The following is a 21,649-nucleotide window of genomic DNA, read 5'->3' on the forward strand; positions in this document are numbered from 1 at the left end:
CGGTACGCGGAGACAAACGGGCCCCTTCGCGCGGGAAGGCGCCTCAGGCGGGAAGAACTCGGGAAGGCGCCTCAGGCGGGAAGAACTGGCGCCCCGGCGACGCTCCACCCTTCATGGCCATAGGACACACGATCACGATCGAGCAGGGCACGCGGCGCGTGCGGGTCGTCCACGAGGGCCGGGTCCTCGCGGAGAGCGAACGCCCGCTGATCCTCCGGGAGACCGGCTGTCCCGTCCGCTACTACCTCCCGCGCGAGGACGTCCGCTTCGACGCCCTCGTCCCCTCCGACACCCAGACGTACTGCCCGTTCAAGGGCACGGCCTCCTACTGGTCGCTGCCCGACGCGCCCGACCTGGTGTGGACCTACCTCGACCCCAAGCCGGACGTCGCCGAGATCAAGGGCCACCTGTGCTTCTACGAAGTGGAAGTGTTGTGACCGATTAGTCCGGGGCCCGATGGCAGTCTGTCCGACATGGGACAGAAGACCATTTCGCGTGACGGGACCTCCCTCGCCTATCGGAGCACCGGTGACGGCCCGCCGGTCGTCCTCGTCAGCGGCGCCATGTCGACGGGGGCGACCCTGGTCCCGCTGGCCGAGGCGCTGGCGGGCCACGGGTTCACGGTGGTCACCTACGACCGGCGGGGGCGCGGGGAGAGCGGGGACACCGCGCCGTACGAGGTGGCCCGGGAGGTCGAGGACCTCGCCGCGCTGATCGGCGCGGTGGGCGACGGGGCGGCGCTGTGCGGGGTCTCCTCGGGCGGCGCGCTGGCGCTCCGGGCGGCGGCGAGTGAGCTGCCGGTGCGTCAGGTCGCCGTGTACGAGACGCCGTTCGCCATGGACGAGGCCGGCAAGGAGCAGTGGGCCGTCTACACCGAGCGGCTCACCGAGGCGCTCTCCCAGGACCGCCGCGGGGATGCCGTGGAGCTGTTCCTACGGCTCGCCGGGCTCGCCGAGGACATGATCCGGGGCGCACGACAGGCCCCGATGTGGGCCGGTATGGAGGCCGTCGCCCCGAGCCTCGCCTACGACGCCGCGGTGCTCGGCGACGACGGAGTGCCGGGCGAGGAACTGGCCCGGATCGGCGTACCGCTGCTGGCGGTCGCGGGCGGCGCGAGCCCCGCGTGGATGAGGGACGCCGCCCGCGCGGTGGCGGAGGCGGCGCCGCACGGCACGTACCGCGTCCTGGAGGGCCAGACCCACATGGTGGAGCCGGGTGTACTGGCGCCGGTGCTGGCGGAGTTCTTCGCCGGGTGACCGCTCAGGCCACGCCCGCGTGCGCGCGCGTGGTCGTCGCGATGGTCGCCGAGCCCACCACGCGCGTGCCGTCGTACAGCACGATCGCCTGGCCGGGGGCCACGCCGCGCACCGGCTCGGCGAAGGTGACCTCCAGTGTGCCGTCGACCAGTTCGGCGGTGACCTCGGTCTCGTCGCCGTGGGCCCTCAGCTGGGCGGTGTAGGTGCCGGGGCCGGTGGGGGCCGCACCGCACCAGCGGGGCTTGATCGCGGTCAGCGCGGTCACGTCCAGCGCGTCGGCCGGGCCGACGGTGACGGTGTTGTCGACCGGGGAGATGTCCAGGACGTAGCGCGGCTTGCCGTCGGGGGCCGGGGTGCCGATGCGCAGGCCCTTGCGCTGGCCGATGGTGAAGCCGTACGCGCCCTCGTGGGTGCCCAGCTTGGTGCCGGACTCGTCGACGATGTCGCCCTCGGCCTTGCCGAGCCGCTTGGCCAAAAAGCCCTGGGTGTCGCCGTCGGCGATGAAGCAGATGTCGTGCGAGTCGGGCTTCTTGGCGACCGCCAGGCCCCGGCGCTCGGCCTCCACGCGGATCTCGTCCTTGGTGGTGACGGTGTCGCCGAGCGGGAACAGCGCGTGGGCGAGCTGCCGCTCGTCCAGGACCCCGAGGACGTAGGACTGGTCCTTGGCCATGTCGGAGGCGCGGTGCAGCTCGCGGGAGCCGTCCTCGCGGACGATCACCTTGGCGTAGTGGCCGGTGCAGACCGCGTCGAAGCCCAGGGCGAGCGCCTTGTCCAGCAGCGCGGCGAACTTGATCTTCTCGTTGCAGCGCAGGCAGGGGTTGGGGGTGCGCCCGGCCTCGTACTCGGCGATGAAGTCCTCGACCACGTCCTCGCGGAACCGGTCGGCGAGGTCCCAGACGTAGAACGGGATGCCGATGACGTCCGCGGCTCGGCGGGCGTCCCGGGAGTCCTCGATGGTGCAACAGCCGCGCGCGCCCGTACGGAAGGACTGCGGGTTCGCGGAGAGCGCGAGGTGGACTCCGGTGACGTCGTGGCCGGCTTCCGCGGCTCGGGCGGCGGCGACGGCGGAGTCGACGCCTCCGGACATGGCGGCGAGAACACGGAGAGGGCGCTGCGGGGTGTCAGTCATAACCCTTCCAGAGTACGGGTCCGCGGGAACCGGGGCCGCCGGATATCCGTTGGTGATCGCATGGGGGCGAGGAAGGCATCCAGGGACACGGACCGGCGCATCGGCCGGCGCGCGCTGCTGATCGGCGGCGCGGCGGCCGCGCTGGGCACCGTCGTGCTCGCGCGGGACGAGCTGGGGCGGCTGTGGTGGCGGCTGCCCGGCGTGGAGAAGCCGCGCAAGGAGGGCGAGGTCGACTACGCGGGCGCGCGCTGGGTGGCGGCCTCGGAGGCGAACTGGCGGCGCGCGGACCGGCCGGACGACTACGGCGTGGACATGGTGGTCGTCCATGTCACCCAGGGCAGTCACGACAGCGCGGTGAAGGCGTTCCAGGACCCCGGCCACCGAGCGGCGGCGCACTACATCGTCCGCAAGGACGGCCGCGTCACGCAGATGATCCGCGAGCTGGACGTGGCGTACCACGCGGGCAACCGCGACTACAACGAGCGCAGTGTCGGTATCGAGCACGAGGGCTTCGTGGACCGCCCCGAGGACTTCACGGACGAGATGTACCAGGCCTCGGCCCGTCTCACGGCCCGGATATGCGCCCGCTACGACATCCCCGTGGACCGCGAGCACATCGTCGGCCATGTGGAGGTGCCAGGCACGGACCACACGGACCCGGGCGAGCACTGGGACTGGAAGCGCTACATGAAGCTGGTGCGCGAGGCGCGCGCGGAGCTGGCCTGAGCAGCACCCCGGTCTCCGGGTGGCCCCGGGCTACGACAGGCCCGCCGCGCGTGCCCGTTCCACCGCCGGGCCGATGGCCTTGGCCAGGGCCTCGATGTCGGCCTCCGTGGAGGTGTGGCCGAGGGAGAAGCGGAGGGTGCCGCGGGCCAGGTCCGGGTCGGTGCCGGTGGCGAGCAGGACGTGGCTGGGCTGGGCCACTCCGGCGGTGCAGGCGGAGCCGGTGGAGCACTCGATGCCCTGCGCGTCCAGCAGGAGCAGCAGGGAGTCGCCCTCGCAGCCGGGGAACATGAAGTGGGCGTTGGCCGGGAGCCGGTCCACCGGGTCGCCGCCGAGGATCGCGTCGGGGACGGCCGCGCGGACCGCCTCGACCAGGTCGTCGCGCAGGGCGCCGATCTCCCGCGCGAACCACTCGCGCTGCTCGGCCGCGAGCCGTCCGGCCACGGCGAAGGAGGCGGTGGCGGGGACGTCGAGGGTGCCGGAGCGGACCTGGCGCTCCTGGCCGCCGCCGTGCAGGACGGGCACCGGGGTGTGGTCGCGGCCAAGGATCAGCGCGCCAATGCCGTAGGGGCCGCCGATCTTGTGGCCGGACACCGTCATCGCGGCGAGCCCGGAGGCGGCGAAGTCGACGTCGAGCTGCCCGAAGGCCTGGACCGCGTCGGCGTGCAGCGGGATGCCGAACTCGGCGGCGGTCTCGGCGAGTTCGCGGACCGGCATGACGGTGCCGATCTCGTTGTTGGCCCACATGACGGTGGCCAGGGCGACATCGTCGGGGTTGCGGGCGATGGCCTCGCGCAGCGCCTCGGGGTGGACCCTGCCGTACTCGTCGACCGGGAGGTACTCGACGGTGGCGCCCTCGTGCTCGCCGAGCCAGTGGACGGCGTCGAGGACGGCGTGGTGCTCGACGGGCGAGGCCAGCACCCGGGTGCGGGCCGGGTCGGCGTCCCGGCGTGACCAGTACAGGCCCTTGACGGCGAGGTTGTCGGCCTCGGTGCCGCCGGAGGTGAGCACCACCTCGCTGGGCCGCGCGCCGAGGGCCTCGGCGAGGGTCTCGCGGGATTCCTCGACCGTACGGCGGGCGCGGCGCCCGGACGCGTGCAGGGAGGAGGCGTTGCCGGTGACGCTCAGGTGCGCGGCGAGCGCCTCGACCGCCTCGGGAAGCATCGGGGTGGTCGCGGCGTGGTCGAGGTAAGCCATGGTGAGCTGATTCTACGGGCCTGTCCGGTTGCCGCGAGGACGGGCTCCGGCCGTTCCGGACGCGTCCGGAACCGGCTCAGAAGCTCCAGGACACCGTGTTGTCCATCTGCATGAACGTCAGCAGGACCACCAGGTCGGCGATGCCCAGGCCGAGGCCCAGGTAGGCGCGGCCGGGCCGGGCGGTGCCCCGCCACAGGGCGACCGCGGCCAGCACGATCGCGATGGGGCCGAGGACGACGTTGAGGACGAGCAGGCCGACCAGGCCGAGGATGAAGGACGCGACGGCCATGCCGTCGGCGTCGCGGGTGAACTGGCGTTGGCCGGTGGTCGGGGCGGTGAGGTGCAGCATGCGGTCGACTCCCTGTGCGGTCGATGGGCGGTGATCGGGGACCGCGGTCCGAGGGACCGCGGTCAGTGGCGGCGGGCGTGGCGCTCGCGGACGGCGAAGACGCTCAGCCAGGCGGCGATGATCACGGCGGTCACGACCGTGAAGCCGAGCGGCGCGTGGGCCACGGTGCCCAGGACGACGCCCAGCAGCAGGAGCGCGGCGACGAGGAACAGCATGGGATGGGATCCCCCTCCGAGATGCGTCTCGCGATGTTTCGGTGAACGGTTGTAGTAACAGTTGTTCACTGACTGCCGAGTCTAGCGTGCCCAACGGCTTTTCAATTCCGGAGAACAGTTGTTAACTGCATGGCATGAGTCACACCCTCGGCATCCGGCAGGCACAGAAGCAGAAGACCCGACAGGCGCTCCTGGACGCCGCGTTGGGGCTGCTGGAGGGGCAGAGCCTGAGCAGTCTGGGCCTGCGCGAGGTCACCCGCGCCGTCGGCGTCGCCCCCACCGCGTTCTACCGGCACTTCCGCTCCACCGCCGACCTCGGTGTCGCGCTCGTCGAGGAGGCGCTCGGCAGCCTGCACGCGATGATCCGCGTCACCGTCTCCGCCGACGGCACCCCCGACGAACGCATAGCCCGCGCCGTCGAGTTGATCGCCGGCCATGTCGCCGCGCACCCGGCCCACGTCCGCTTCATCGCCCGCGAGCGGCACGGCGGCGTACGGCCCGTGCGCGAGGCCATCCAGGACCAACTCGCCCGGTTCGGCGAGGAGGTCAAGCGCGAACTCGCCAAGGACCCGCTCTCGCGGGGCTGGAGCGACGACGACCTGCTGATGCTGGCCAACCTCTACGTCGACCAGATGCTCATCACCGCCTCGCTGTTCCTGGACACCCTGGAGAAGGGCGCGCAGGACCAGCGGGACGAGGTGGTCCGGATCACCACCCGGCGCCTGCGGCTCATCAGCATCGGCCGGCAGCACTGGCTGGACTGACGGCCACTCGGCCGCCCACCCCACCACGGACGCGGGCCGTTGACGCGCCGGAACAGCCCGGCCCGTCGGCCCCGGACCGCGACACGGAAGACGCCGGGGCGTTCGCCGCCCCGGCGCCACAACTCATGGAAAAGACCCGCCCGGCGCCGACACTTCCGGCGCCCGGCGGGTACGGAGGTTTCGGCGGCCGTCAGCCGAGCCGCACCCGCGCGAGCTGGCGGGACTGGGCCACCAGCCGGTCCGCGCTGTCCCAGACCTCCGCGTCCTCCTCCAGGAAGCCGCCGGCCAGATTGCGGGTGGTGATCGCCACCCGCAGCGGCCCCGGGGCGGGACGGCTGCGGACGTGGACCGTCAGTTCCACCGTGGGGACCCAGCCCTTGATGCCGAGCTCGAAGGCGGTCGGGGGCAGCGCGTCCACCGCGAGCAGCAGGGAGAACGGGTCCGGGTCCCGACCGTCGGCCAGGCCGAACCAGGCCCGCATCTCGCCCTTGCCGGACGGCGCGCCCAGGGCCCAGCCCAGGGTCGCCGGGTCCAGCTTGAGCATCAGCCGGTCGGTGATGGCCGAGCTGCCGGGGATCGGGGCGGGGCTGTCGTCAGGACCGAAGCACTGGTCCATCGGCGGGATCGCGGGCGGGCGCGCCGTGGTGCGGACGTCGTCCGGGAGCGTGTCGAGGTCGCCGTAGGAGGCGAGGACGCGGATGCGTTCGACCTCCCGGCCCTGCTCGTCGTACTGGAAGAGGGACGCCTGGCCGGTCGACAGGGAGCGGCCGGTGCGGATCACGGAGGTGCGCACGACGGCCGGGCCGGGCTGGGACGCGGTCAGGTAGTGCGCGGAGATGGTGAACGGGTCGGCGTGCGGCAGGGCGTCGGCGAGCGCGCGGCCCAGGACCGCCAGCAGATAACCGCCGTTGACGGCGCTGATGATGGTCCAGCCGGCGGAGAGGTCGATGTCGTAGACCCCGGGCTCGCGCCGGGTGAGCGCGGTGTCGCGGTCGAACTCGCTGTCTCCGATGGTGGCCTGCGTGAACGCTGCTTCTGGCATGGATGAACGGTACAACAGGTAGCTACTAAGCGGTAGCTTTCCCACCTCTAGAACTGAGCGCCCGCTTTCCTGGTGACCGCGCTCGGCCCCGGATGGGGTGCCCCGGCCGTCGCCGCGGTGTCCGTCGTCTGCACCCTGGGCGAGATCGTCTACGCCGGAAGCGCCACCGCGCTGGTCACCGCCCTCGCCCCGGCCCCTGTGCTGGGGCGGGCCCTGGCCCGCTTCGAACTGTCCACCGGCTTCGGGCTCGCGGTCTCCCTCATGGCCATCACCGCACTCGCGCCGCACGGCCCCGGCGCCCTGTGGGGCGGCCTCGCCACGGCGACCCTGCTGTCGGCGGGCGCCGTGGCGAAAGAAGGGGGAACTACTCCTCCTCCCGCACCGTCGAGCGCCTGTTCCAGGCCCGTGGCGCCCGCCAGTGGTAGCGCATCGCCAGCAGGCGCAGCACGAAGGCCGTGACGACCGCGAGGCCGCTGGTGACGGGGTTGAGGGCGTCGTAGCGGATGCACAGGGCGACCATGATGGCGCCGACCATCGCCGGGACCGCGTACAGGTCGCGGTCCCAGCGCAGCAGCGAGGGCACCTCGTTGGCGAGCACGTCGCGCAGCACGCCGCCGCCGACCGCGGTGGCCAGACCCAGGGCGGCGGAGGCGGTGAGGTTCAGGCCGTAGTCGTACGCCTTGGTCGTGCCGGTGACGGCGAACAGGCCGAGGCCGGCCGCGTCGAAGACGTTCACCCCGGTCTGGATGCGCTCCACGTGCGGGTGCAGGAAGACCACCAGGAGCGCGGCGAGCATCGGGGTCAGGAAGTACCCGAGGTCGGTGAAGGCGGCGGGCGGTACAGCGCCGATCACCAGGTCGCGGAAGAGTCCGCCGCCCAGGGCGGTGACCTCGGCGAGGACGGCGATGCCGAAGACGTCGAAGTTCTTGCGGACGGCCAGCAGCGCGCCGGAGATGGCGAAGACGAAGATGCCGATCAGGTCGAGCGTATGCTGCACGGACGGGGTGAACAGTTGCTGGAGCACCCCTATATTCTTACCCAAGAACAAGCCCCCGCCTTTCATTGCAAGGCGGGGGCTTGTTCTTGGCTTGAGGACTTAACCCTACTTGTCGGTGGACTCCGGCTCGTCGGAGGTCTTGGAGACCCCGTCGGAGGTCTTCGAGACCCCGTCGGAGGTCTTGGAGACCTCCTCGGAAGCGGGCTCGGCGTGCGCCTTGACCTCCGCGGCCACCGCCGCCGACGTCTCCGCCGACTCCGCCAGTACCTCGTCGGCGACCAGCTCGGCCGCCTCCTTCGCGGCGGTCAGCAGCACCGTGTCCTGCGGGGCCTGGTCCTCGAAGCTCTCCGGGTGGTGGCAGGCGACCTGCTGGCCCGGACGCAGCTCCAGCAGCGGCGGCTCGGTGGTCTTGCAGATCTCCGTCGCCTTCCAGCACCGCGTGTGGAAGCGGCAGCCGGGCGGCGGCGCGATCGGCGAGGGCACGTCACCGCGGAGCAGGATGCGCTCGCTCTTGGCACCCCGGCGCCGCGGGTCCGGCACCGGCACCGCGGACATCAGGGCCTTGGTGTACGGGTGCATGGGGGACTCGTACAGCGAGGTCCGGTCGGCCAGCTCGACGATCTTGCCGAGGTACATCACCGCGATCCGGTCCGAGACGTGCCGGACGACCGACAGGTCGTGCGCGATGATCACGTAGGTCAGGCCCAGCTCCTGCTGGAGGTCGTCCATCAGGTTCACGACCTGGGCCTGGATCGACACGTCGAGCGCGGAGACCGGCTCGTCGGCGACGACCAGCTTCGGCTTGAGCGCGAGCGCGCGGGCGATGCCGATGCGCTGGCGCTGACCGCCGGAGAACTCGTGCGGGTAGCGGTTGTAGTGCTCGGGGCTCAGACCGACGAGCTCCAGCAGGCGCTGGACCTCCTTCTTCACCCCGCCCTCGGGCTCGACGCCCTGGAGCCGGAACGGCGCCGAGACGATCGAGCCGATGGTGTGCCGGGGGTTCAGGGACCCGTACGGGTCCTGGAAGATCATCTGGATGTCCCGCCGCAGCGGGCGCATCCCGGCCGTGTTCAGCCGCGTGATGTCCTTGCCCTCGAAGTGGATCGAGCCGCCCGTCGGGTCCTGAAGCCGGGTGATGACCCGGCCCATGGTCGACTTGCCGCAGCCCGACTCACCGACCACGCCGAGCGTCTCGCCGCGGCGCACCTCGAAGTCGATGCCGTCGACGGCCTTGACCGCGCCGACCTGGCGCTGGAGCACGCCCTTGCGGATCGGGAAGTGCTTCTGCAGGCCCTGGACCTTCAGCAGCACGTCGTTCTCCGCCTCGGGGGCCGAGGCCTGCGCCGGGACGGTCACGTCCGATTTCTTGGTTTCACTCACAGCTTCGGCGCAATCTCTTCGGTCCAGATCCGCGTACGGTCCTCGGGCGAGAGGTGGCAGGCGGAGAAGTGTCCGGTGCCGACCTGGGTCAGCTCGGGGCGCACGGTGCGGGTGACATCGCCCTTGGGGATGTCCGCGTACGGGCAGCGCGGGTGGAAGGCGCAGCCCGAGGGGACGTTGATGAGGCTCGGCGGCTGGCCCTTGACGGGGATGAGCCGCTCGGAGGTCTCCCGGTCGATACGCGGCATCGAGCCGAGCAGGCCCCAGGTGTAGGGGTGCTGCGGCTGCTCGAAGATGTCGGCCACCGGGCCGCGCTCCACGCACCGGCCGCCGTACATCACCAGCACGTCGTCGGCGATCTCGGCGACCACACCGAGGTCGTGGGTGATCATGACGACCGCGGAGCCGAACTCCTTCTGCAGATCACGGATCAGGTCGAGGATCTGCGCCTGGACCGTGACGTCCAGGGCGGTGGTCGGCTCGTCCGCGATGAGCAGCTCGGGGTTGTTGACCAGCGCCATCGCGATCATCGCGCGCTGGCGCATACCGCCGGAGAACTCGTGCGGGTAGTTGTCGACGCGCTTGGTGGGCTCGGGGATGCCGACCCGGTCGAGCATCTCGATCGCCCGGGTGCGGGCGACCTTCTTGCTGACGTCGTGGTGAACCCGGTACGCCTCCACGATCTGGTGACCGATCGTGTAGTACGGGTGCATCGCGGACAGCGGGTCCTGGAAGATCATCGCCATCTCGCGGCCGCGCAGCCGGCGGACCTCGTCCGGGGCGGCGGAGACCAGCTCCTTGCCGTCCAGCCAGATCTCGCCGGAGATCTGCACGTTCTTGCCGCGCGCGCCGAGCTTGTGCAGGCCCATGACGGCGAGCGAGGTGACGGACTTGCCGGAGCCGGACTCACCGACGATGGCGAGGGTCTTGCCCTTCTCCACCTTGAAGCTGACTCCGTCGACCGACTTGACCAGGCCGTCGTCGGTCGGGAAGTGCACCTTGAGGTCGCGGACTTCGAGGAACGCGGTGGGCGCGTCGGAGGAGGCCTTCACGGGCTCCCCCACCGCGGCACCGGTCTTGGACAGTTCGGTCACGAGAGCCTCACCCGCGGGTCGGCGGCGGCGTACAACAGGTCCACCAGGAAGTTTGCGAGGACGACGAAGAAGGCGGCGAGCAGGGTGACGCCGAGGATCGGCGGCAGGTCGTTGTCCTTGATGGACTGCACCGCGTACTCACCGATGCCGTGCAGGGAGAACGTGTACTCGGTGATCACCGCACCACCGAGCAGCAGGCCGAGGTCCATGCCGAACACGGTGATGATCGGGGTCAGCGCGGCCCGCAGACCGTGCTTGGCCACCACGTTCCGCTCGCGCAGGCCCTTGGCGCGGGCCGTGCGGATGAAGTCCTCGCTCATCGTCTCCAGCATGCCCGAGCGGGTGAGCCGGGCGTAGATGGCGGAGTAGAGCAGGGCGAGCGAACACCACGCCGGGAAGAGCGTGTTGGCCCACTGCGAGGGGTTCTCGGTGAACGGGACGTAGTCGCGGCCGAAGATCGGCCACTTGAAGGTGAAGAGGAACAGCGCGAGCTGACCGGTGAAGAACATGGGCAGCGAGACACCGGCGAGGGCGATGCCCATGAAGGTGCGGTCGGCGAGCGACCGCGGCTTGAGCGCGGAGATCACACCGGCCGTGATACCGCCCAGCAGCCACATCACGGCGGCGCCGGCGGCCAGGGACAGCGTGACCGGGATACGGCTGGTCAGCTGCGGCCAGACCTCGACGTGGGTCTTGAAGGAGTAGCCGAAGCAGGGGGCGTTGCACTGCGCGGTGGTCGGCCCGAGGTCATACGTGGCGCCGGAGACGATCCCCTTGATGAAGTCCCAGTACTGGACGTACACGGGCTGGTCGAGTCCGAGGTTCTGCTTGACCGCTTCGATGTCGGCCTTCGTGGGGCTCTTCCCGATGTACTGCTGGGCCAGCTGGTCGGCCGTCTGGCCGGCGAGCCGGGGCAGCAGGAAGAAGATCGCGAAGGTGACCGCGGTGACGACCAGCAGCAGGATCACTGCCGCGACCGTCCGGCGGAGGATATACGAGATCACGGGGATCGGCGCTGATGCCCGCGGGCCGCGAAGCCCGCGGGCATCAATGCCTTCACCTGCCTTCCGGGGCTACTTCTTGGTCGTGCCGATGTTGAGGTAGTCGTACTGACCGCTGAAGGCCGCGGTGGACACCAGGTTGGTGAAGCCGGCCGGGCGGTACAGCAGGACCTTGAAGTAGGTCAGCGGAACGAGGGCCGCCTCCTCCATCGTCTTGTTGTCGATCTCGGCGTAGAGGTTGTTGCGCTCGGCAGCGTCCTCGGTCGCGATCGCCTGCTCCAGCATCTTGTTGACGTCGGCGTTGTCGAGCTGCGACAGGTTGGTGTTGCCGGACTCGCCGATCGCGTCACCGTGCAGGATCTGCTGGTCGAAGCCGTAGCCGGAGGGCCAGTCGGCACCCCACTGCATCATGTGCAGACCGATGTTCTGCTTCTTGTTGAAGGCCGGAACACCAGCGGCGTCGGTGAAGTACTTACCCGACGGGAACTGCTTCAGGGTGGCGTCGATGCCCGCCGCCTTCAGCGAGTTGATGATGGCGGTCGCCGCGGCGATCTCCTGCGGGCGGTCGCTGCGCGCGGAGATGTTGGTCTTGATCTTCTCCGTGCCGCAGGCCTTCAGCTGCTCCTTGGCCTTGGCCGCGTCACCCTTGTTGTCCGGGGTGGCGTACAGGTCGGCCTTCTTGTAGCCCGGGACGTCCGGCGGAAGGACGGTGGTGGCGATGTCACCGCGGATCGGGCCGCCGAGGGCGGTCTGCACCGACTTCTTGTCGACCGCGTACTGCACGGCCTTGCGGCACTCGACCTTGTCGAACGGCGCCAGCTTGGTGTTGATCGCCATGTAGACCAGACGGCCACCGTAGGTGTTGTCCGTGTTGGCCTTCAGGTCGGGGTCGCTGACGATCTCGGCCTGCGTGGCGGCCTGGACGCCACCGCCGCCGAGGTCGATCGCCTTGCCCGCGCGGACGTCCTGGTCGATCGTCTCGGCGTTGACCTTGAGCTTGATGACGATCTTGTCCGGGTACTGCTTGCGCAGCGGGTCGGTCTTCGCGTCCCAGTTCTCGTTGCGGACGAGGACGGCCTGCTTGCCCTCCTCGTAGCTCTCGAACTTGTACGAGCCCGAGGAAACGATGCTCTTGACGTAGTCGACGCCCTTGTCCTTGGCCTTCGGCACGGGGGCCGTCTGCGGCTGGGCGACCAGGTAGTCGAACTCCTGGAAGGAGCGGTTGAGCTTGAAGACGATCGTCTGGTCGTCCGGCGTCTGGATGGACGCGATGCCCTTGTCGCTCTTGTCCTTGTAGGGACCCTTGTACTTGTCGCCGCCCTCAAGGAACTGCTGGAAGTAGTTCGGGCCGAGGGAGAGCACGTCACGCGCGAAGTTGGAGCGCTCGACGGCGTACTTCACGTCCTTGGACGTGATCGGCGTGCCGTCCTCGTACTTCAGACCCTCACGCAGCTTGTACGTCCAGGTCTTGCCGTTGTCGCTGGACTCACCCGGAGCCGCGGCGAGGTCCGGGACGAGCTCGTTGCCCTTGTCACCGGGGGCCGGCTTGTAGGTCATCAGCGGGCGGGCGTACAGCCGGCTGAGGTTGAACATGTAGCCGTAGTACGTGTTGCCCGGGTCGAAGGAGTCCGGAACGTCCGAGTACTCGTAAGTGACCGTGCCACCCTTGGCGGTGGAGGCGTTGACGACACCCTTGGTCGCCGCGTCGGCGCCGGCGGACTTGCTGTTGCCGTCGCCATTGCCCGAATTGTCATCGGCCTTGCTGCAGCCCGAAAGAACCAGGCTGACAGTGCCGATGGCCGCGATGGCGGCCAGCGCTGACCTTCGCATGATGGTCTGCTTCCCCTCCATAGTTGGAAACTTGATGGGCTCTCGATGGGGCCGCATATCAGCGGCTGCGCGGGTCGAGAGCGTCACGGAGTCCGTCGCCGAGCAGGTTGAACGCCAGGACGGTGACGAAGATGGCGAGGCCGGGCACGATCATGAACTGCGGGTCGACCTTGTAGAACTTGACCGCCTCGCTGAGCATGCCGCCCCACGACGCCTGCGGGGGCTGGATGCCGACGCCGAGGAAGCTCAGGCTGGCCTCGAAAAGAATGTTCGTCGGGATGAGCAGCGTCGAGTAGACGATGATCGGGCCGACCAGGTTCGGGAGCAGCTCCCGGAACAGGATGTACGGACCCTTGGCGCCCATACCGCGGGAGGCGTCGACGAATTCACGCTCCCTGAGCGCCAGGGTCTGGCCGCGGACGATGCGGCCCAGGTACGGCCAGTTGAAGAAGCCGATGATGAAGATCAGCACGCTGATGTGCAGCGGCAGGCCCTCCAGGCCGAAGGCACCGCCCTGGAGCGTCGCCGAGATGGCGATGGCGAAGAGCAGCAGCGGGAAGGCGAGGAAGGTGTCCATCAGCCGGCTGATGATCGCGTCGGTGCGGCCGCCGTAGTAGCCCGCGATCACGCCGAGGATGGTGCCGATCGTGTTGGACAGGATCGTCGCCCCGAACGCGACGACCAGGGACACCCAGGACCCCTCCAGGATGCGGGTGGCGATGTCGCGCCCGAAATTGGGGTCGATGCCCAGCGGGTGCTCGGCGCTCATGCCGCCCCAGTCGCCGTGCGGCAGCGAGGTGTTGGGGTCGAGCAGGTCCTGGTTGAAGGCGTTGGGGTCGAGACCGAACAGGGCCTGGATGGGCCGGGCGAGGATCGCGAGCAGGATCAGCAGGATGACGACGACGCCGCCGGCGACGGCGACCTTGTCCTTCTTGAACCGGGTCCAGGCGATCTGCCCCAGGGAACGGCCCTCGATCTGCCCCTTGTCGGCACCGCTGAGCACAGCCTCCGGCTGTGCTTCGGATGCCCCGGTGGTCTCGATCGGTGCGGTCACGGTGACCCGACCCCTCTCGCCGGTGGTGACCGGCCTACGCCTGCCGTGGATTACGGCTTTGTCGACTTGCACTCGATCACAGGATCGACCGATCCCATGTCTGACTGGGGAGTCTTCAGCTTCGTCGTGATCAGCCGCCAGATCTGACGGCGAAAGTATGCGCAACCGTGATGATGTGCTGGGGATTCCGTTATCCGAACAGGGGATAACGGACGCCGGACGGGCGGAACTTATGACATTTCGGACAATTAGTGATCTTCGCCATCATCTACGCGCGAAGAAATGTGTCGTTCCTGTGACCGAATTGATGGTCCGTCAGGAGATCCGTCCGGGGATCCGGCCGGGGATCAGTAGCCGCCCTGGGCGGGCGGGTAGCCGTATCCGGCGGCGGGCGCCGGCGCGGCGTGCGCCTCACGGTCGTAGAAGGGGCGGGCGTTCGCCCGCATCCACATCGCGACCGGGTCGTACTCGTCCGACATCGCCACCGTCGACACGGGCAGCCCGTCCGGGACCGCGCCGATCGACTGCTGCATCATCGCACGCACCGAGTCCACCGCCGACGGACTGGTGTCGTAGACGTCCAGACCGATGGCGAGATAGGGCGCCCCGAGGGCCGGCTGCACCCAGGCACGGCGCAGGCTGCGCACGGCCGGGGTGCGGTGGGCGTTCTGGGCGAGCAGGGCGTAGAAGTGCGGGATCTCGATGCCGGGCTCGGACAGGCTGAGCGGGCCCGCGGGCTGGCGGTCCAGGCCGGTGGCGATCCGGCGCAGATCCAGCCACGGGATGCCGACACCGCCGCCCGGAGCGTGCGGATTCAGCCAGAGGCCGTAGTGGTCGGGGTAGAGGGTGCGGGCCACGTCGAGCCCGTCGACCACCTCGTAACTGCGGTTCCAGCCACTGGCCGACAGCTCCTGGGCGGAGGTGACGCAGGGGGCGTAGCCGTAGCCGTCGACCTCCATGTTCCCGTACTGCGCGTCCGGGGAGCCGGACTGGCCGTGCCACAGCAGCATCCAGATCTGGCCGGAATTCGGGGTCGCGAGCGCGCGCAGGAGCGCCTCGTAGGCGTCGTAGCGCCCGGGCGTGACCTGGCGCAGCATGTGCTCGACCTGCCCGGCCGCGATGCCGCTGGCGCTCACCTGTACCGCCCCTTCAACCTGTTCTCCGACCGAGCCGTGACCCTAGCTTAAGGCCGCCCACTGCAGTGGGACTTGCTCCGGGCGTGCGTCCGCGGCTCCGGTTGCGGCTGGTCGCACAGGCCCCGCGCCCCTTGCAGCCGCTCCGCTAACCCCGCGTGTAGAAGGGCCGTACGTGCTCGCGCATCCACAGGGTCACCGGGTCCTGCGCCGCCATGTCCAGCAGGATCAGGTTGACCTGCCACTTCGTGGGGACCCGGCCCAGCGCGCGGCCCAGGGCGTCCATCGGCGCGGTGCGCAGATCGCCCTCCCAGTGGGAGAGTTCCACCCCCACGAACATCACCGGGTCCGCGGTCTCGACGGCGGCCAGGCAGCGCCGGGCCGTGGTCACCACGCCCGTCTCCGCGAACTCCGCCGAGGCCGCGGAGAGGAAGTCGACCGGGTCGTCCTTCCAGTCCGGCTCGAACAGCTTGACCCGGCCGCCGCTCGCGGGCCCGTCCAGCGGGGTGCGGCCCACCCGGCACAGCTCGGCCACCGCCGGGGGCGGCAGCGGTATGCCCACCACACCGTCCGGGTTGACCATGATCCCGACCTGCGGCGGCAGTCCGCGCGCGAACTCCACGGCCGGCGCGACGGCGAACGACATGTGCGTGCCGACGACCTGACGGAACTGCTCCTCGGAGCTGAAGACCGGGACGTATCCCTGCCCCTCGATCTCCATGGTGGGCAGGTCCAGCGGACCGCTGTTGGGGCCGCCGCCGGACGGCAGCGGGACCCACAGGAAGCTGCGGCCGAGGACCTCGATGATCCGGCCGCCCGCGCTGGGCACGCCGAGGGAGGCGGAGAGCACCTCCTCCAGTTCGTTGCCGGGCCATCCGCCGTGCGAATGGGGGTGTGCCTGTGCCGGGAAGTCCGCGGGGAGATCCGCCGGGAAGTCCATACTCTTCTGACCGCCTGCCGTGAACCACTGGTATGGCTGAAAAGGCTAGCGCCTGCGCGCCCGCCCGGGCTCAGCCCGTGAACCCGATCCGCCGGAGCACCCCGGCCGCCGGCCGGTCGACCAGCACCGCGGAACCGATGCCCCGCGGCAGCTCCCCCCGCTCCACCGCGCGCAGCAGCCGCCCCACCGCCGCCCGGTGCCGCAGGAAGGCGTACCGCGACACACCCCGCCCGCGCTCGCGCTGGCCCTGGAGCGCCTGGTCCGGGGTGACGTCGAGGAGCAGCAGGTGCAGGGTGCCGCCCCGGCCCCGCGCGGCCCGCGCCAGCCAGCCGCGCACCCAGGACTGGGTACCGCAGTCGTGCACGACCAGGCCCTCGCCGGAGCGCAGGGCCCGCCACAGCCCGACGTAGTGGGCGATCCGCACGAGCGGGCGGTAGACCGCGTACGGCAGCAGGCCCGGCATCCGGGCGTCCCAGCGGTCCCGGGTGTCCTGGGAGTCGATCCGCGGTCCGGTGACCGCCCGCTTCATCAGGGTGGACTTGCCGCTGCCCGGCAGGCCGGTGATCACCACGACGTCCTTCGGTCCGAAGAGCAGGGCGTGCGGGCTCAGGCCGGAGCGCTCGCGCAGATCGCGCACGACCGGGGCCGGACACACCTCCACAACGGGGGCTGCCGGCTGCCGGGGCACCGCGATGCCCGAGGTGGCCGCGTACGCCGTCGTCCTGTTCACCGTGATCGTCCTCCCCTGGGTCAGATGGAGACCATCTGCCCGTCGACCGTAAAGAGAAGGTAATTCCGCGTGCCTGGAGTTTCTGTACGCGTACCGCAACAGCCCGGTTACAGATGCTGCCCTGCCACGCCGGACCGATGCGTGCAATGATGTGCGCGCCAACTGCATACCGGCCGTTTGAATCCGCGCGGGAGAGTTCCCAGCCTTGTGCTGGGGCGCCGAAGGAGCAAGTCCCTCCCTTGAATCTCTCAGGCCCCGTTACCGCGCGGGCGAGGCACATCTGAAAAGCGGGCCGCCGTCGCCGGTGGTCCCACCCAAGGTGCAAGTCATGCCCACGCGCGGTCATGACGAACCTCTCAGGTTCCGATGACAGATGGGGAGGAACGACCCCCCGTCATGCCTTGGGAGACGACCGACCGATGAGCAGTACCGAACCGCGCCGTACCGCCCTCGATGCCCTGCATCGCTCGCTGGGCGCCACGATGACCGACTTCGCCGGCTGGGACATGCCGCTGCGCTACGGCTCCGAGCGCGACGAGCACAACGCCGTGCGCACCAAGGCCGGACTCTTCGACCTCTCCCACATGGGCGAGATCACGGTGACCGGTCCGCAGGCCGCCCAGCTGCTGAACTACGCCCTCGTCGGCAACATCGCCTCCGTCGGCGTCGGCCGCGCCCGCTACACCATGATCTGCCGCGCCGACGGCGGCATCCTGGACGACCTGATCGTCTACCGGCTGGCCGAGACCGAGTACATGGTCGTCGCCAACGCCTCCAACGCCCAGGTCGTGCTGGACGCCCTGGTGGAGCGCGCCGCCGGTTTCGACGCCGAGGTCCGCGACGACCGGGACGCCTACGCGCTGATCGCCGTCCAGGGCCCCGAGTCCCCCGGCATCCTCGCCTCGCTCACCGACGCCGACCTCGACGGCCTGAAGTACTACGCCGGGCTCCCCGGCACCGTCGCGGGCGTCCCGGCGCTGATCGCGCGCACCGGGTACACCGGCGAGGACGGCTTCGAGCTGTTCGTGAAGCCGTCGGACGCCGAGCCGCTGTGGCAGGCCCTGACCAAGGCCGGCGAGCCGGTGGGCCTGGTCCCGTGCGGGCTGTCCTGCCGGGACACGCTGCGCCTGGAGGCGGGCATGCCGCTGTACGGGCACGAGCTGACCACCGAGCTGACCCCCTTCGACGCCGGGCTCGGCCGGGTGGTGAAGTTCGAGAAGGAGGGCGACTTCGTCGGGCGCGAGGCGCTCACCGAGGCCGCCGCCCGCGCCGAGACCAACCCGCCGCGCGTCCTGGTCGGCCTGGTCGCCGAGGGCCGCCGCGTCCCGCGCGCCGGGTACCAGGTCGTCACCGACGGCAAGGTCGTCGGCGAGGTCACCTCCGGCGCCCCCTCCCCCACGCTGGGCAGGCCGATCGCCATGGCCTACGTCGACGCCGCGCACGCGGCGCCCGGCACGGCCGGGGTCGGCGTGGACATCCGGGGCAGCCACGAGCCGTACGAGGTCGTGGCGCTGCCCTTCTACAAGCGCCAGAAGTAGTAGCCACCCGCATCGGATGCAGGAGCTGTGAGCGTCACCGGCACCGGCCGTGGGTGATGCTGAACACATCACCGCTGCTCACGCACGCCTCCAGCGGTCCCACCTTCATCAGCACACCCCCGCGTACAGGAGAATTCAGGCCATGAGCAACCCCCAGCAGCTGCGTTACAGCAAGGAGCACGAGTGGCTGTCGGCCGCCGAGGACGGCGTCGCGACGGTCGGCATCACGGAGTTCGCGGCCAACGCGCTCGGTGACGTCGTCTACGCCCAGCTCCCCGAGGTCGGCTCCACGGTGACCGCGGGCGAGTCCTGCGGTGAGCTGGAGTCCACCAAGTCGGTCTCCGACCTGTACTCCCCGGTCAACGGTGAGGTCACGGAGATCAACGAGGACGTCGTCAACGACCCGTCGCTGGTGAACTCCGCCCCCTTCGAGGGCGGCTGGCTGTTCAAGGTACGCGTCACGGAGGAGCCGTCCGACCTGCTCTCCGCCGACGAGTACACCGCCTTTTCCGCCGGCTGAGGAGTCGTAGACGCATGTCCGTCCTGAACACGTCCCTGCATGAGCTCGACCCGGATGTCGCCGCCGCGGTCGATGCCGAGCTGCGTCGTCAGCAGTCGACCCTGGAGATGATCGCCTCCGAGAACTTCGCGCCGGTCGCGGTGATGGAGGCGCAGGGTTCGGTGCTGACGAACAAGTACGCCGAGGGCTACCCCGGCCGCCGTTACTACGGTGGCTGTGAGCACGTCGATGTGGCCGAGCAGATCGCGATCGACCGGGTGAAGGAGCTGTTCGGCGCCGAGTACGCCAACGTGCAGCCCCACTCGGGTGCCTCCGCCAACCAGGCCGCGCTGTTCGCGCTGGCCCAGCCCGGCGACACCATCCTGGGCCTGGACCTGGCCCACGGCGGCCACCTGACCCACGGGATGCGGCTGAACTTCTCCGGCAAGCAGTTCAACGTGGTCGCCTACCACGTCGACGACGCCGGCCTGGTCGACATGGCCGAGGTGGAGCGCCTGGCCAAGGAGCACCGCCCGAAGGTGATCATCGCCGGCTGGTCGGCCTACCCGCGCCAGCTCGACTTCGCCGAGTTCCGCCGTATCGCGGACGAGGTGGGCGCCTACCTGTGGGTGGACATGGCGCACTTCGCCGGTCTGGTCGCGGCCGGGCTGCACCCCAACCCGGTCCCGCACGCCGATGTGGTCACCTCCACCACCCACAAGACCCTCGGCGGGCCGCGCGGCGGGATCATCCTGGCCCGTAGCAAGGAGTTCGCCAAGAAGCTGAACTCCTCCGTCTTCCCCGGCTTCCAGGGCGGTCCGCTGGAGCACGTGATCGCCGCGAAGGCGGTCTCGTTCAAGGTGGCGGCCTCGGAGGAGTTCAGGGAGCGGCAGCGGCGTACGGTGGAGGGTGCGCGCATCCTCGCCGAGCGGCTGACCGCGCCGGACGCGCGTGAGGCCGGGGTGAATGTGCTGTCCGGTGGCACGGACGTGCATCTGCTCCTGGTCGACCTGCGTGAGTCGGAGCTGGACGGGCAGCAGGCCGAGGACCGCCTCCACGAGGTGGGTATCACGGTCAACCGCAACGCCGTCCCCAACGATCCGCGGCCGCCGATGGTGACCTCGGGTCTGCGGATCGGTACCCCGGCGCTGGCCACGCGCGGTTTCACGGCCGAGGACTTCGCCGAGGTCGCGGACGTGATCGCCGAGGCGCTGAAGCCGTCCTACGACGCCGAGGCCCTCAAGGCCCGGGTCACCGCCCTGGCCGACAAACACCCGCTGTACCCCGGCCTGAGCAAGTAGTAGTTCCCTGGTGGGGGCACCCGACGAAGTGTGCCCCCACCCTTATTCCAGGAGTTCCCGTGGCCATCTCGGTCTTCGACCTGTTCTCGATCGGCATCGGCCCGTCGAGCTCCCACACGGTCGGCCCGATGCGTGCGGCCCGCATGTTCGCCCGCCGACTGCGCAACGAGGGCCTGCTGCCCTCCGTCGCCTCCGTCCGCTCCGAGCTGTACGGCTCGCTGGGCGCGACCGGCCACGGCCACGGCACCCCGAAGGCGGTGCTCCTCGGCCTTGAGGGCGCCTCGCCGCGCACGGTGGACGTGGAGACGGCCGACGACCGGGTCGAGGAGATCAAGTCCTCGGGCCGTCTGAACCTGCTCGGCGAGAAGGAGGTCCCCTTCTCCTTCGACGACGACCTGGTCCTGCACCGGCGCAAGGCCCTGCCGTACCACGCCAACGGCATGACGATATGGGCCCACGACGCCGACGGCACCGAGCTGCTGTCGAAGACCTACTACTCCGTCGGCGGCGGCTTCGTCGTCGACGAGGACGCGGTCGGCGCCGACCGCATCAAACTCGACGACACGGTCCTGAAGTACCCCTTCCGCACCGGCGACGAACTGCTCCGCCTCACCCGCGAGACCGGCCTGTCGATCTCCGCCCTGATGCTGGAGAACGAACGCGCCTGGCGCACCGAGGACGAGATCCGCGCGGGCCTGCTGGAGATCTGGCGCGTCATGCGCGAGTGCGTCCAGCGCGGCATGACCCGCGAGGGCATCCTCCCCGGCGGCCTGCGCGTCAAGCGCCGCGCCGCCACCACCGCCCGCAAACTCCGCTCCGAGGGCGACCCCCAGGCCCTCGCCATGGAGTGGATCACCCTCTACGCCATGGCCGTCAACGAGGAGAACGCCGCAGGCGGCCGAGTCGTCACCGCCCCCACCAACGGCGCCGCCGGCATCATCCCCGCCGTCCTGCACTACTACATCAACTTCGTGCCGGGCGCCGACGAGGACGGCGTGGTCCGCTTCCTGCTCGCCGCGGGCGCGATCGGCATGCTCTTCAAGGAGAACGCCTCCATCTCCGGCGCCGAGGTCGGCTGCCAGGGCGAGGTCGGCTCCGCCTGCTCCATGGCGGCCGGCGCCCTCGCGGAGGTGCTGGGCGGCAGCCCCGAGCAGGTCGAGAACGCGGCCGAGATCGGCATGGAGCACAACCTGGGCCTGACCTGCGACCCGGTCGGCGGCCTGGTCCAGATCCCCTGCATCGAACGCAACGGCATGGCGGCCGTGAAGGCCGTCACCGCCGCCCGGATGGCCATGCGCGGCGACGGCTCCCACAAGGTGTCCCTCGACAAGGTCATCAAGACCATGAAGGACACGGGCGCGGACATGAGCGTGAAGTACAAGGAGACGGCGCGCGGGGGCCTGGCGGTCAACATCATCGAGTGCTGAGCGTTCCGGTCGGGTACAGAGTGGGCATCCGAACAACTCCCTTCCCCCAC

General features: G+C 70.2%; 22 protein-coding genes, 1 pseudogene and 1 riboswitch. Of the genes and pseudogenes, 9 read left to right on the forward strand and 14 right to left on the reverse strand.

The window, feature by feature from the left end:
- The first annotated feature begins 113 nt into the window (after positions 1-113).
- Positions 114-437 carry a DUF427 domain-containing protein gene (locus GA0115233_RS29225; protein WP_093723323.1) on the forward strand — a complete coding sequence of 108 codons (324 nt, stop codon included), beginning with the start codon at positions 114-116 and terminating at the stop codon, positions 435-437.
- A 36-nt stretch (positions 438-473) separates the two neighbouring features.
- Entirely contained in the window at positions 474-1,256 is a 783-nt protein-coding gene (locus GA0115233_RS29230) for an alpha/beta fold hydrolase (RefSeq protein WP_093723324.1), read from the forward strand.
- 4 nt (positions 1,257-1,260) lie between these two features.
- Here GA0115233_RS29230 and mnmA read toward each other — a convergent pair whose 3' ends face one another.
- Entirely contained in the window at positions 1,261-2,385 is a 1,125-nt protein-coding gene (gene mnmA, locus GA0115233_RS29235) for a tRNA 2-thiouridine(34) synthase MnmA (RefSeq protein WP_093723325.1), read from the reverse strand.
- A gap of 60 nt (positions 2,386-2,445) precedes the next feature.
- Between mnmA and GA0115233_RS29240 the strand changes: the two genes are divergently transcribed.
- Entirely contained in the window at positions 2,446-3,111 is a 666-nt protein-coding gene (locus GA0115233_RS29240) for an N-acetylmuramoyl-L-alanine amidase (RefSeq protein WP_093723326.1), read from the forward strand.
- Positions 3,112-3,141: 30 nt separating this feature from the next.
- Here the strand turns inward: GA0115233_RS29240 and GA0115233_RS29245 are convergent, their stop codons facing one another.
- The 3 genes from GA0115233_RS29245 to GA0115233_RS41240 form a co-directional block, all read right to left on the reverse strand.
- Positions 3,142-4,305 (reverse strand): cysteine desulfurase family protein, encoded by a 1,164-nt coding sequence (locus GA0115233_RS29245; protein WP_093723327.1) that lies wholly within the window; start codon positions 4,303-4,305, stop codon positions 3,142-3,144.
- Between the two features lie 76 nt (positions 4,306-4,381).
- Positions 4,382-4,651 carry a DUF4190 domain-containing protein gene (locus GA0115233_RS29250; protein WP_093723345.1) on the reverse strand — a complete coding sequence of 90 codons (270 nt, stop codon included), beginning with the start codon at positions 4,649-4,651 and terminating at the stop codon, positions 4,382-4,384.
- A gap of 65 nt (positions 4,652-4,716) precedes the next feature.
- Positions 4,717-4,869: a hypothetical protein gene (locus GA0115233_RS41240; RefSeq protein WP_093723328.1), complete on the reverse strand. Its 153-nt coding sequence runs from the start codon at positions 4,867-4,869 to the stop codon at positions 4,717-4,719.
- Between the two features lie 134 nt (positions 4,870-5,003).
- Between GA0115233_RS41240 and GA0115233_RS29260 the strand changes: the two genes are divergently transcribed.
- Complete coding sequence (locus GA0115233_RS29260; protein WP_093723329.1) at positions 5,004-5,633, forward strand: TetR family transcriptional regulator; 630 nt, start codon at positions 5,004-5,006, stop codon at positions 5,631-5,633.
- A gap of 190 nt (positions 5,634-5,823) precedes the next feature.
- Here the strand turns inward: GA0115233_RS29260 and GA0115233_RS29265 are convergent, their stop codons facing one another.
- Complete coding sequence (locus GA0115233_RS29265; protein ID WP_093723330.1) at positions 5,824-6,675, reverse strand: thioesterase family protein; 852 nt, start codon at positions 6,673-6,675, stop codon at positions 5,824-5,826.
- 78 nt (positions 6,676-6,753) lie between these two features.
- On the opposite strand from GA0115233_RS29265, the pseudogene GA0115233_RS41965 reads away from it, so the two are divergent.
- Positions 6,754-7,134: pseudogene (locus GA0115233_RS41965) on the forward strand (MFS transporter); the annotation flags it as partial.
- Here the strand turns inward: GA0115233_RS41965 and GA0115233_RS29275 are convergent.
- The 9 genes from GA0115233_RS29275 to GA0115233_RS29315 form a co-directional block, all read right to left on the reverse strand.
- Positions 7,040-7,699: a trimeric intracellular cation channel family protein gene (locus GA0115233_RS29275; protein WP_093723331.1), complete on the reverse strand. Its 660-nt coding sequence runs from the start codon at positions 7,697-7,699 to the stop codon at positions 7,040-7,042. The pseudogene GA0115233_RS41965 and the gene GA0115233_RS29275 overlap by 95 nt on opposite strands.
- A 78-nt stretch (positions 7,700-7,777) precedes the next feature.
- Complete coding sequence (locus GA0115233_RS29280) at positions 7,778-9,052, reverse strand: ABC transporter ATP-binding protein (RefSeq protein ID WP_093723332.1); 1,275 nt, start codon at positions 9,050-9,052, stop codon at positions 7,778-7,780.
- Positions 9,049-10,146: an ABC transporter ATP-binding protein gene (locus GA0115233_RS29285; RefSeq protein ID WP_093723333.1), complete on the reverse strand. Its 1,098-nt coding sequence runs from the start codon at positions 10,144-10,146 to the stop codon at positions 9,049-9,051. The genes GA0115233_RS29280 and GA0115233_RS29285 overlap by 4 nt, the downstream gene beginning before the upstream one ends.
- Positions 10,143-11,150, reverse strand: a complete 1,008-nt coding sequence (locus GA0115233_RS29290) for an ABC transporter permease (RefSeq protein ID WP_093723334.1) — start codon at positions 11,148-11,150, stop codon at positions 10,143-10,145. The genes GA0115233_RS29285 and GA0115233_RS29290 overlap by 4 nt, the downstream gene beginning before the upstream one ends.
- Before the next feature lie 69 nt (positions 11,151-11,219).
- A complete protein-coding gene (locus GA0115233_RS29295; protein ID WP_093723335.1) occupies positions 11,220-12,998 on the reverse strand; it encodes an ABC transporter substrate-binding protein in 1,779 nt (592 codons plus the stop codon).
- A gap of 37 nt (positions 12,999-13,035) precedes the next feature.
- A complete protein-coding gene (locus tag GA0115233_RS29300) occupies positions 13,036-14,031 on the reverse strand; it encodes an ABC transporter permease (protein WP_093723336.1) in 996 nt (331 codons plus the stop codon).
- A gap of 347 nt (positions 14,032-14,378) precedes the next feature.
- The gene (locus tag GA0115233_RS29305; RefSeq protein WP_093723337.1) at positions 14,379-15,167 is read right to left on the reverse strand and encodes an enhanced serine sensitivity protein SseB C-terminal domain-containing protein; all 789 of its coding nucleotides are present in this window, start codon (positions 15,165-15,167) and stop codon (positions 14,379-14,381) included.
- A gap of 145 nt (positions 15,168-15,312) precedes the next feature.
- A complete protein-coding gene (locus GA0115233_RS29310; protein ID WP_093723338.1) occupies positions 15,313-16,104 on the reverse strand; it encodes an enhanced serine sensitivity protein SseB in 792 nt (263 codons plus the stop codon).
- Between the two features lie 70 nt (positions 16,105-16,174).
- Positions 16,175-16,834: an AAA family ATPase gene (locus GA0115233_RS29315; RefSeq protein ID WP_093723339.1), complete on the reverse strand. Its 660-nt coding sequence runs from the start codon at positions 16,832-16,834 to the stop codon at positions 16,175-16,177.
- A 178-nt stretch (positions 16,835-17,012) separates the two neighbouring features.
- A riboswitch (glycine riboswitch) is annotated at positions 17,013-17,108 on the forward strand.
- A 145-nt stretch (positions 17,109-17,253) separates the two neighbouring features.
- Between GA0115233_RS29315 and gcvT the strand changes: the two genes are divergently transcribed.
- From gcvT to GA0115233_RS29335, 4 genes are all read left to right on the forward strand, one after another.
- Entirely contained in the window at positions 17,254-18,372 is a 1,119-nt protein-coding gene (gene gcvT, locus GA0115233_RS29320; protein WP_093723340.1) for a glycine cleavage system aminomethyltransferase GcvT, read from the forward strand.
- Positions 18,373-18,514: 142 nt separating this feature from the next.
- A complete protein-coding gene (gene gcvH / locus GA0115233_RS29325) occupies positions 18,515-18,892 on the forward strand; it encodes a glycine cleavage system protein GcvH (protein ID WP_093723341.1) in 378 nt (125 codons plus the stop codon).
- A 14-nt stretch (positions 18,893-18,906) separates the two neighbouring features.
- Entirely contained in the window at positions 18,907-20,172 is a 1,266-nt protein-coding gene (gene glyA / locus GA0115233_RS29330) for a serine hydroxymethyltransferase (protein ID WP_093723342.1), read from the forward strand.
- A gap of 59 nt (positions 20,173-20,231) precedes the next feature.
- Entirely contained in the window at positions 20,232-21,599 is a 1,368-nt protein-coding gene (locus GA0115233_RS29335; protein WP_093723343.1) for an L-serine ammonia-lyase, read from the forward strand.
- Positions 21,600-21,649 lie beyond the last annotated feature (50 nt).

The organism is Streptomyces sp. DI166 (assembly GCF_900091315.1).
Taxonomy (GTDB): Bacteria; Actinomycetota; Actinomycetes; order Streptomycetales; family Streptomycetaceae; genus Streptomyces; species Streptomyces fuscus.

Bases quoted from the DNA above. Each gene is read 5' to 3' on its own strand.
- GA0115233_RS29230 (WP_093723324.1), top strand. From the start codon at position 474: ATGGGACAGAAGACCATTTCGCGTGACGGGACCTCCCTCGCCTATCGG.
- GA0115233_RS29265 (WP_093723330.1), bottom strand. From the start codon at position 6,675: ATGCCAGAAGCAGCGTTCACGCAGGCCACCATCGGAGACAGCGAGTTC.
- GA0115233_RS29310 (WP_093723338.1), bottom strand. From the start codon at position 16,104: ATGGACTTCCCGGCGGATCTCCCCGCGGACTTCCCGGCACAGGCACAC.
- GA0115233_RS29295 (WP_093723335.1), bottom strand. From the start codon at position 12,998: ATGGAGGGGAAGCAGACCATCATGCGAAGGTCAGCGCTGGCCGCCATC.
- GA0115233_RS29245 (WP_093723327.1), bottom strand. From the start codon at position 4,305: ATGGCTTACCTCGACCACGCCGCGACCACCCCGATGCTTCCCGAGGCG.
- gcvT (WP_093723340.1), top strand. From the start codon at position 17,254: ATGAGCAGTACCGAACCGCGCCGTACCGCCCTCGATGCCCTGCATCGC.
- mnmA (WP_093723325.1), bottom strand. From the start codon at position 2,385: ATGACTGACACCCCGCAGCGCCCTCTCCGTGTTCTCGCCGCCATGTCC.
- GA0115233_RS29260 (WP_093723329.1), top strand. From the start codon at position 5,004: ATGAGTCACACCCTCGGCATCCGGCAGGCACAGAAGCAGAAGACCCGA.
- gcvH (WP_093723341.1), top strand. From the start codon at position 18,515: ATGAGCAACCCCCAGCAGCTGCGTTACAGCAAGGAGCACGAGTGGCTG.
- GA0115233_RS29240 (WP_093723326.1), top strand. From the start codon at position 2,446: ATGGGGGCGAGGAAGGCATCCAGGGACACGGACCGGCGCATCGGCCGG.
- glyA (WP_093723342.1), top strand. From the start codon at position 18,907: ATGTCCGTCCTGAACACGTCCCTGCATGAGCTCGACCCGGATGTCGCC.
- GA0115233_RS29225 (WP_093723323.1), top strand. From the start codon at position 114: ATGGCCATAGGACACACGATCACGATCGAGCAGGGCACGCGGCGCGTG.
- GA0115233_RS41240 (WP_093723328.1), bottom strand. From the start codon at position 4,869: ATGCTGTTCCTCGTCGCCGCGCTCCTGCTGCTGGGCGTCGTCCTGGGC.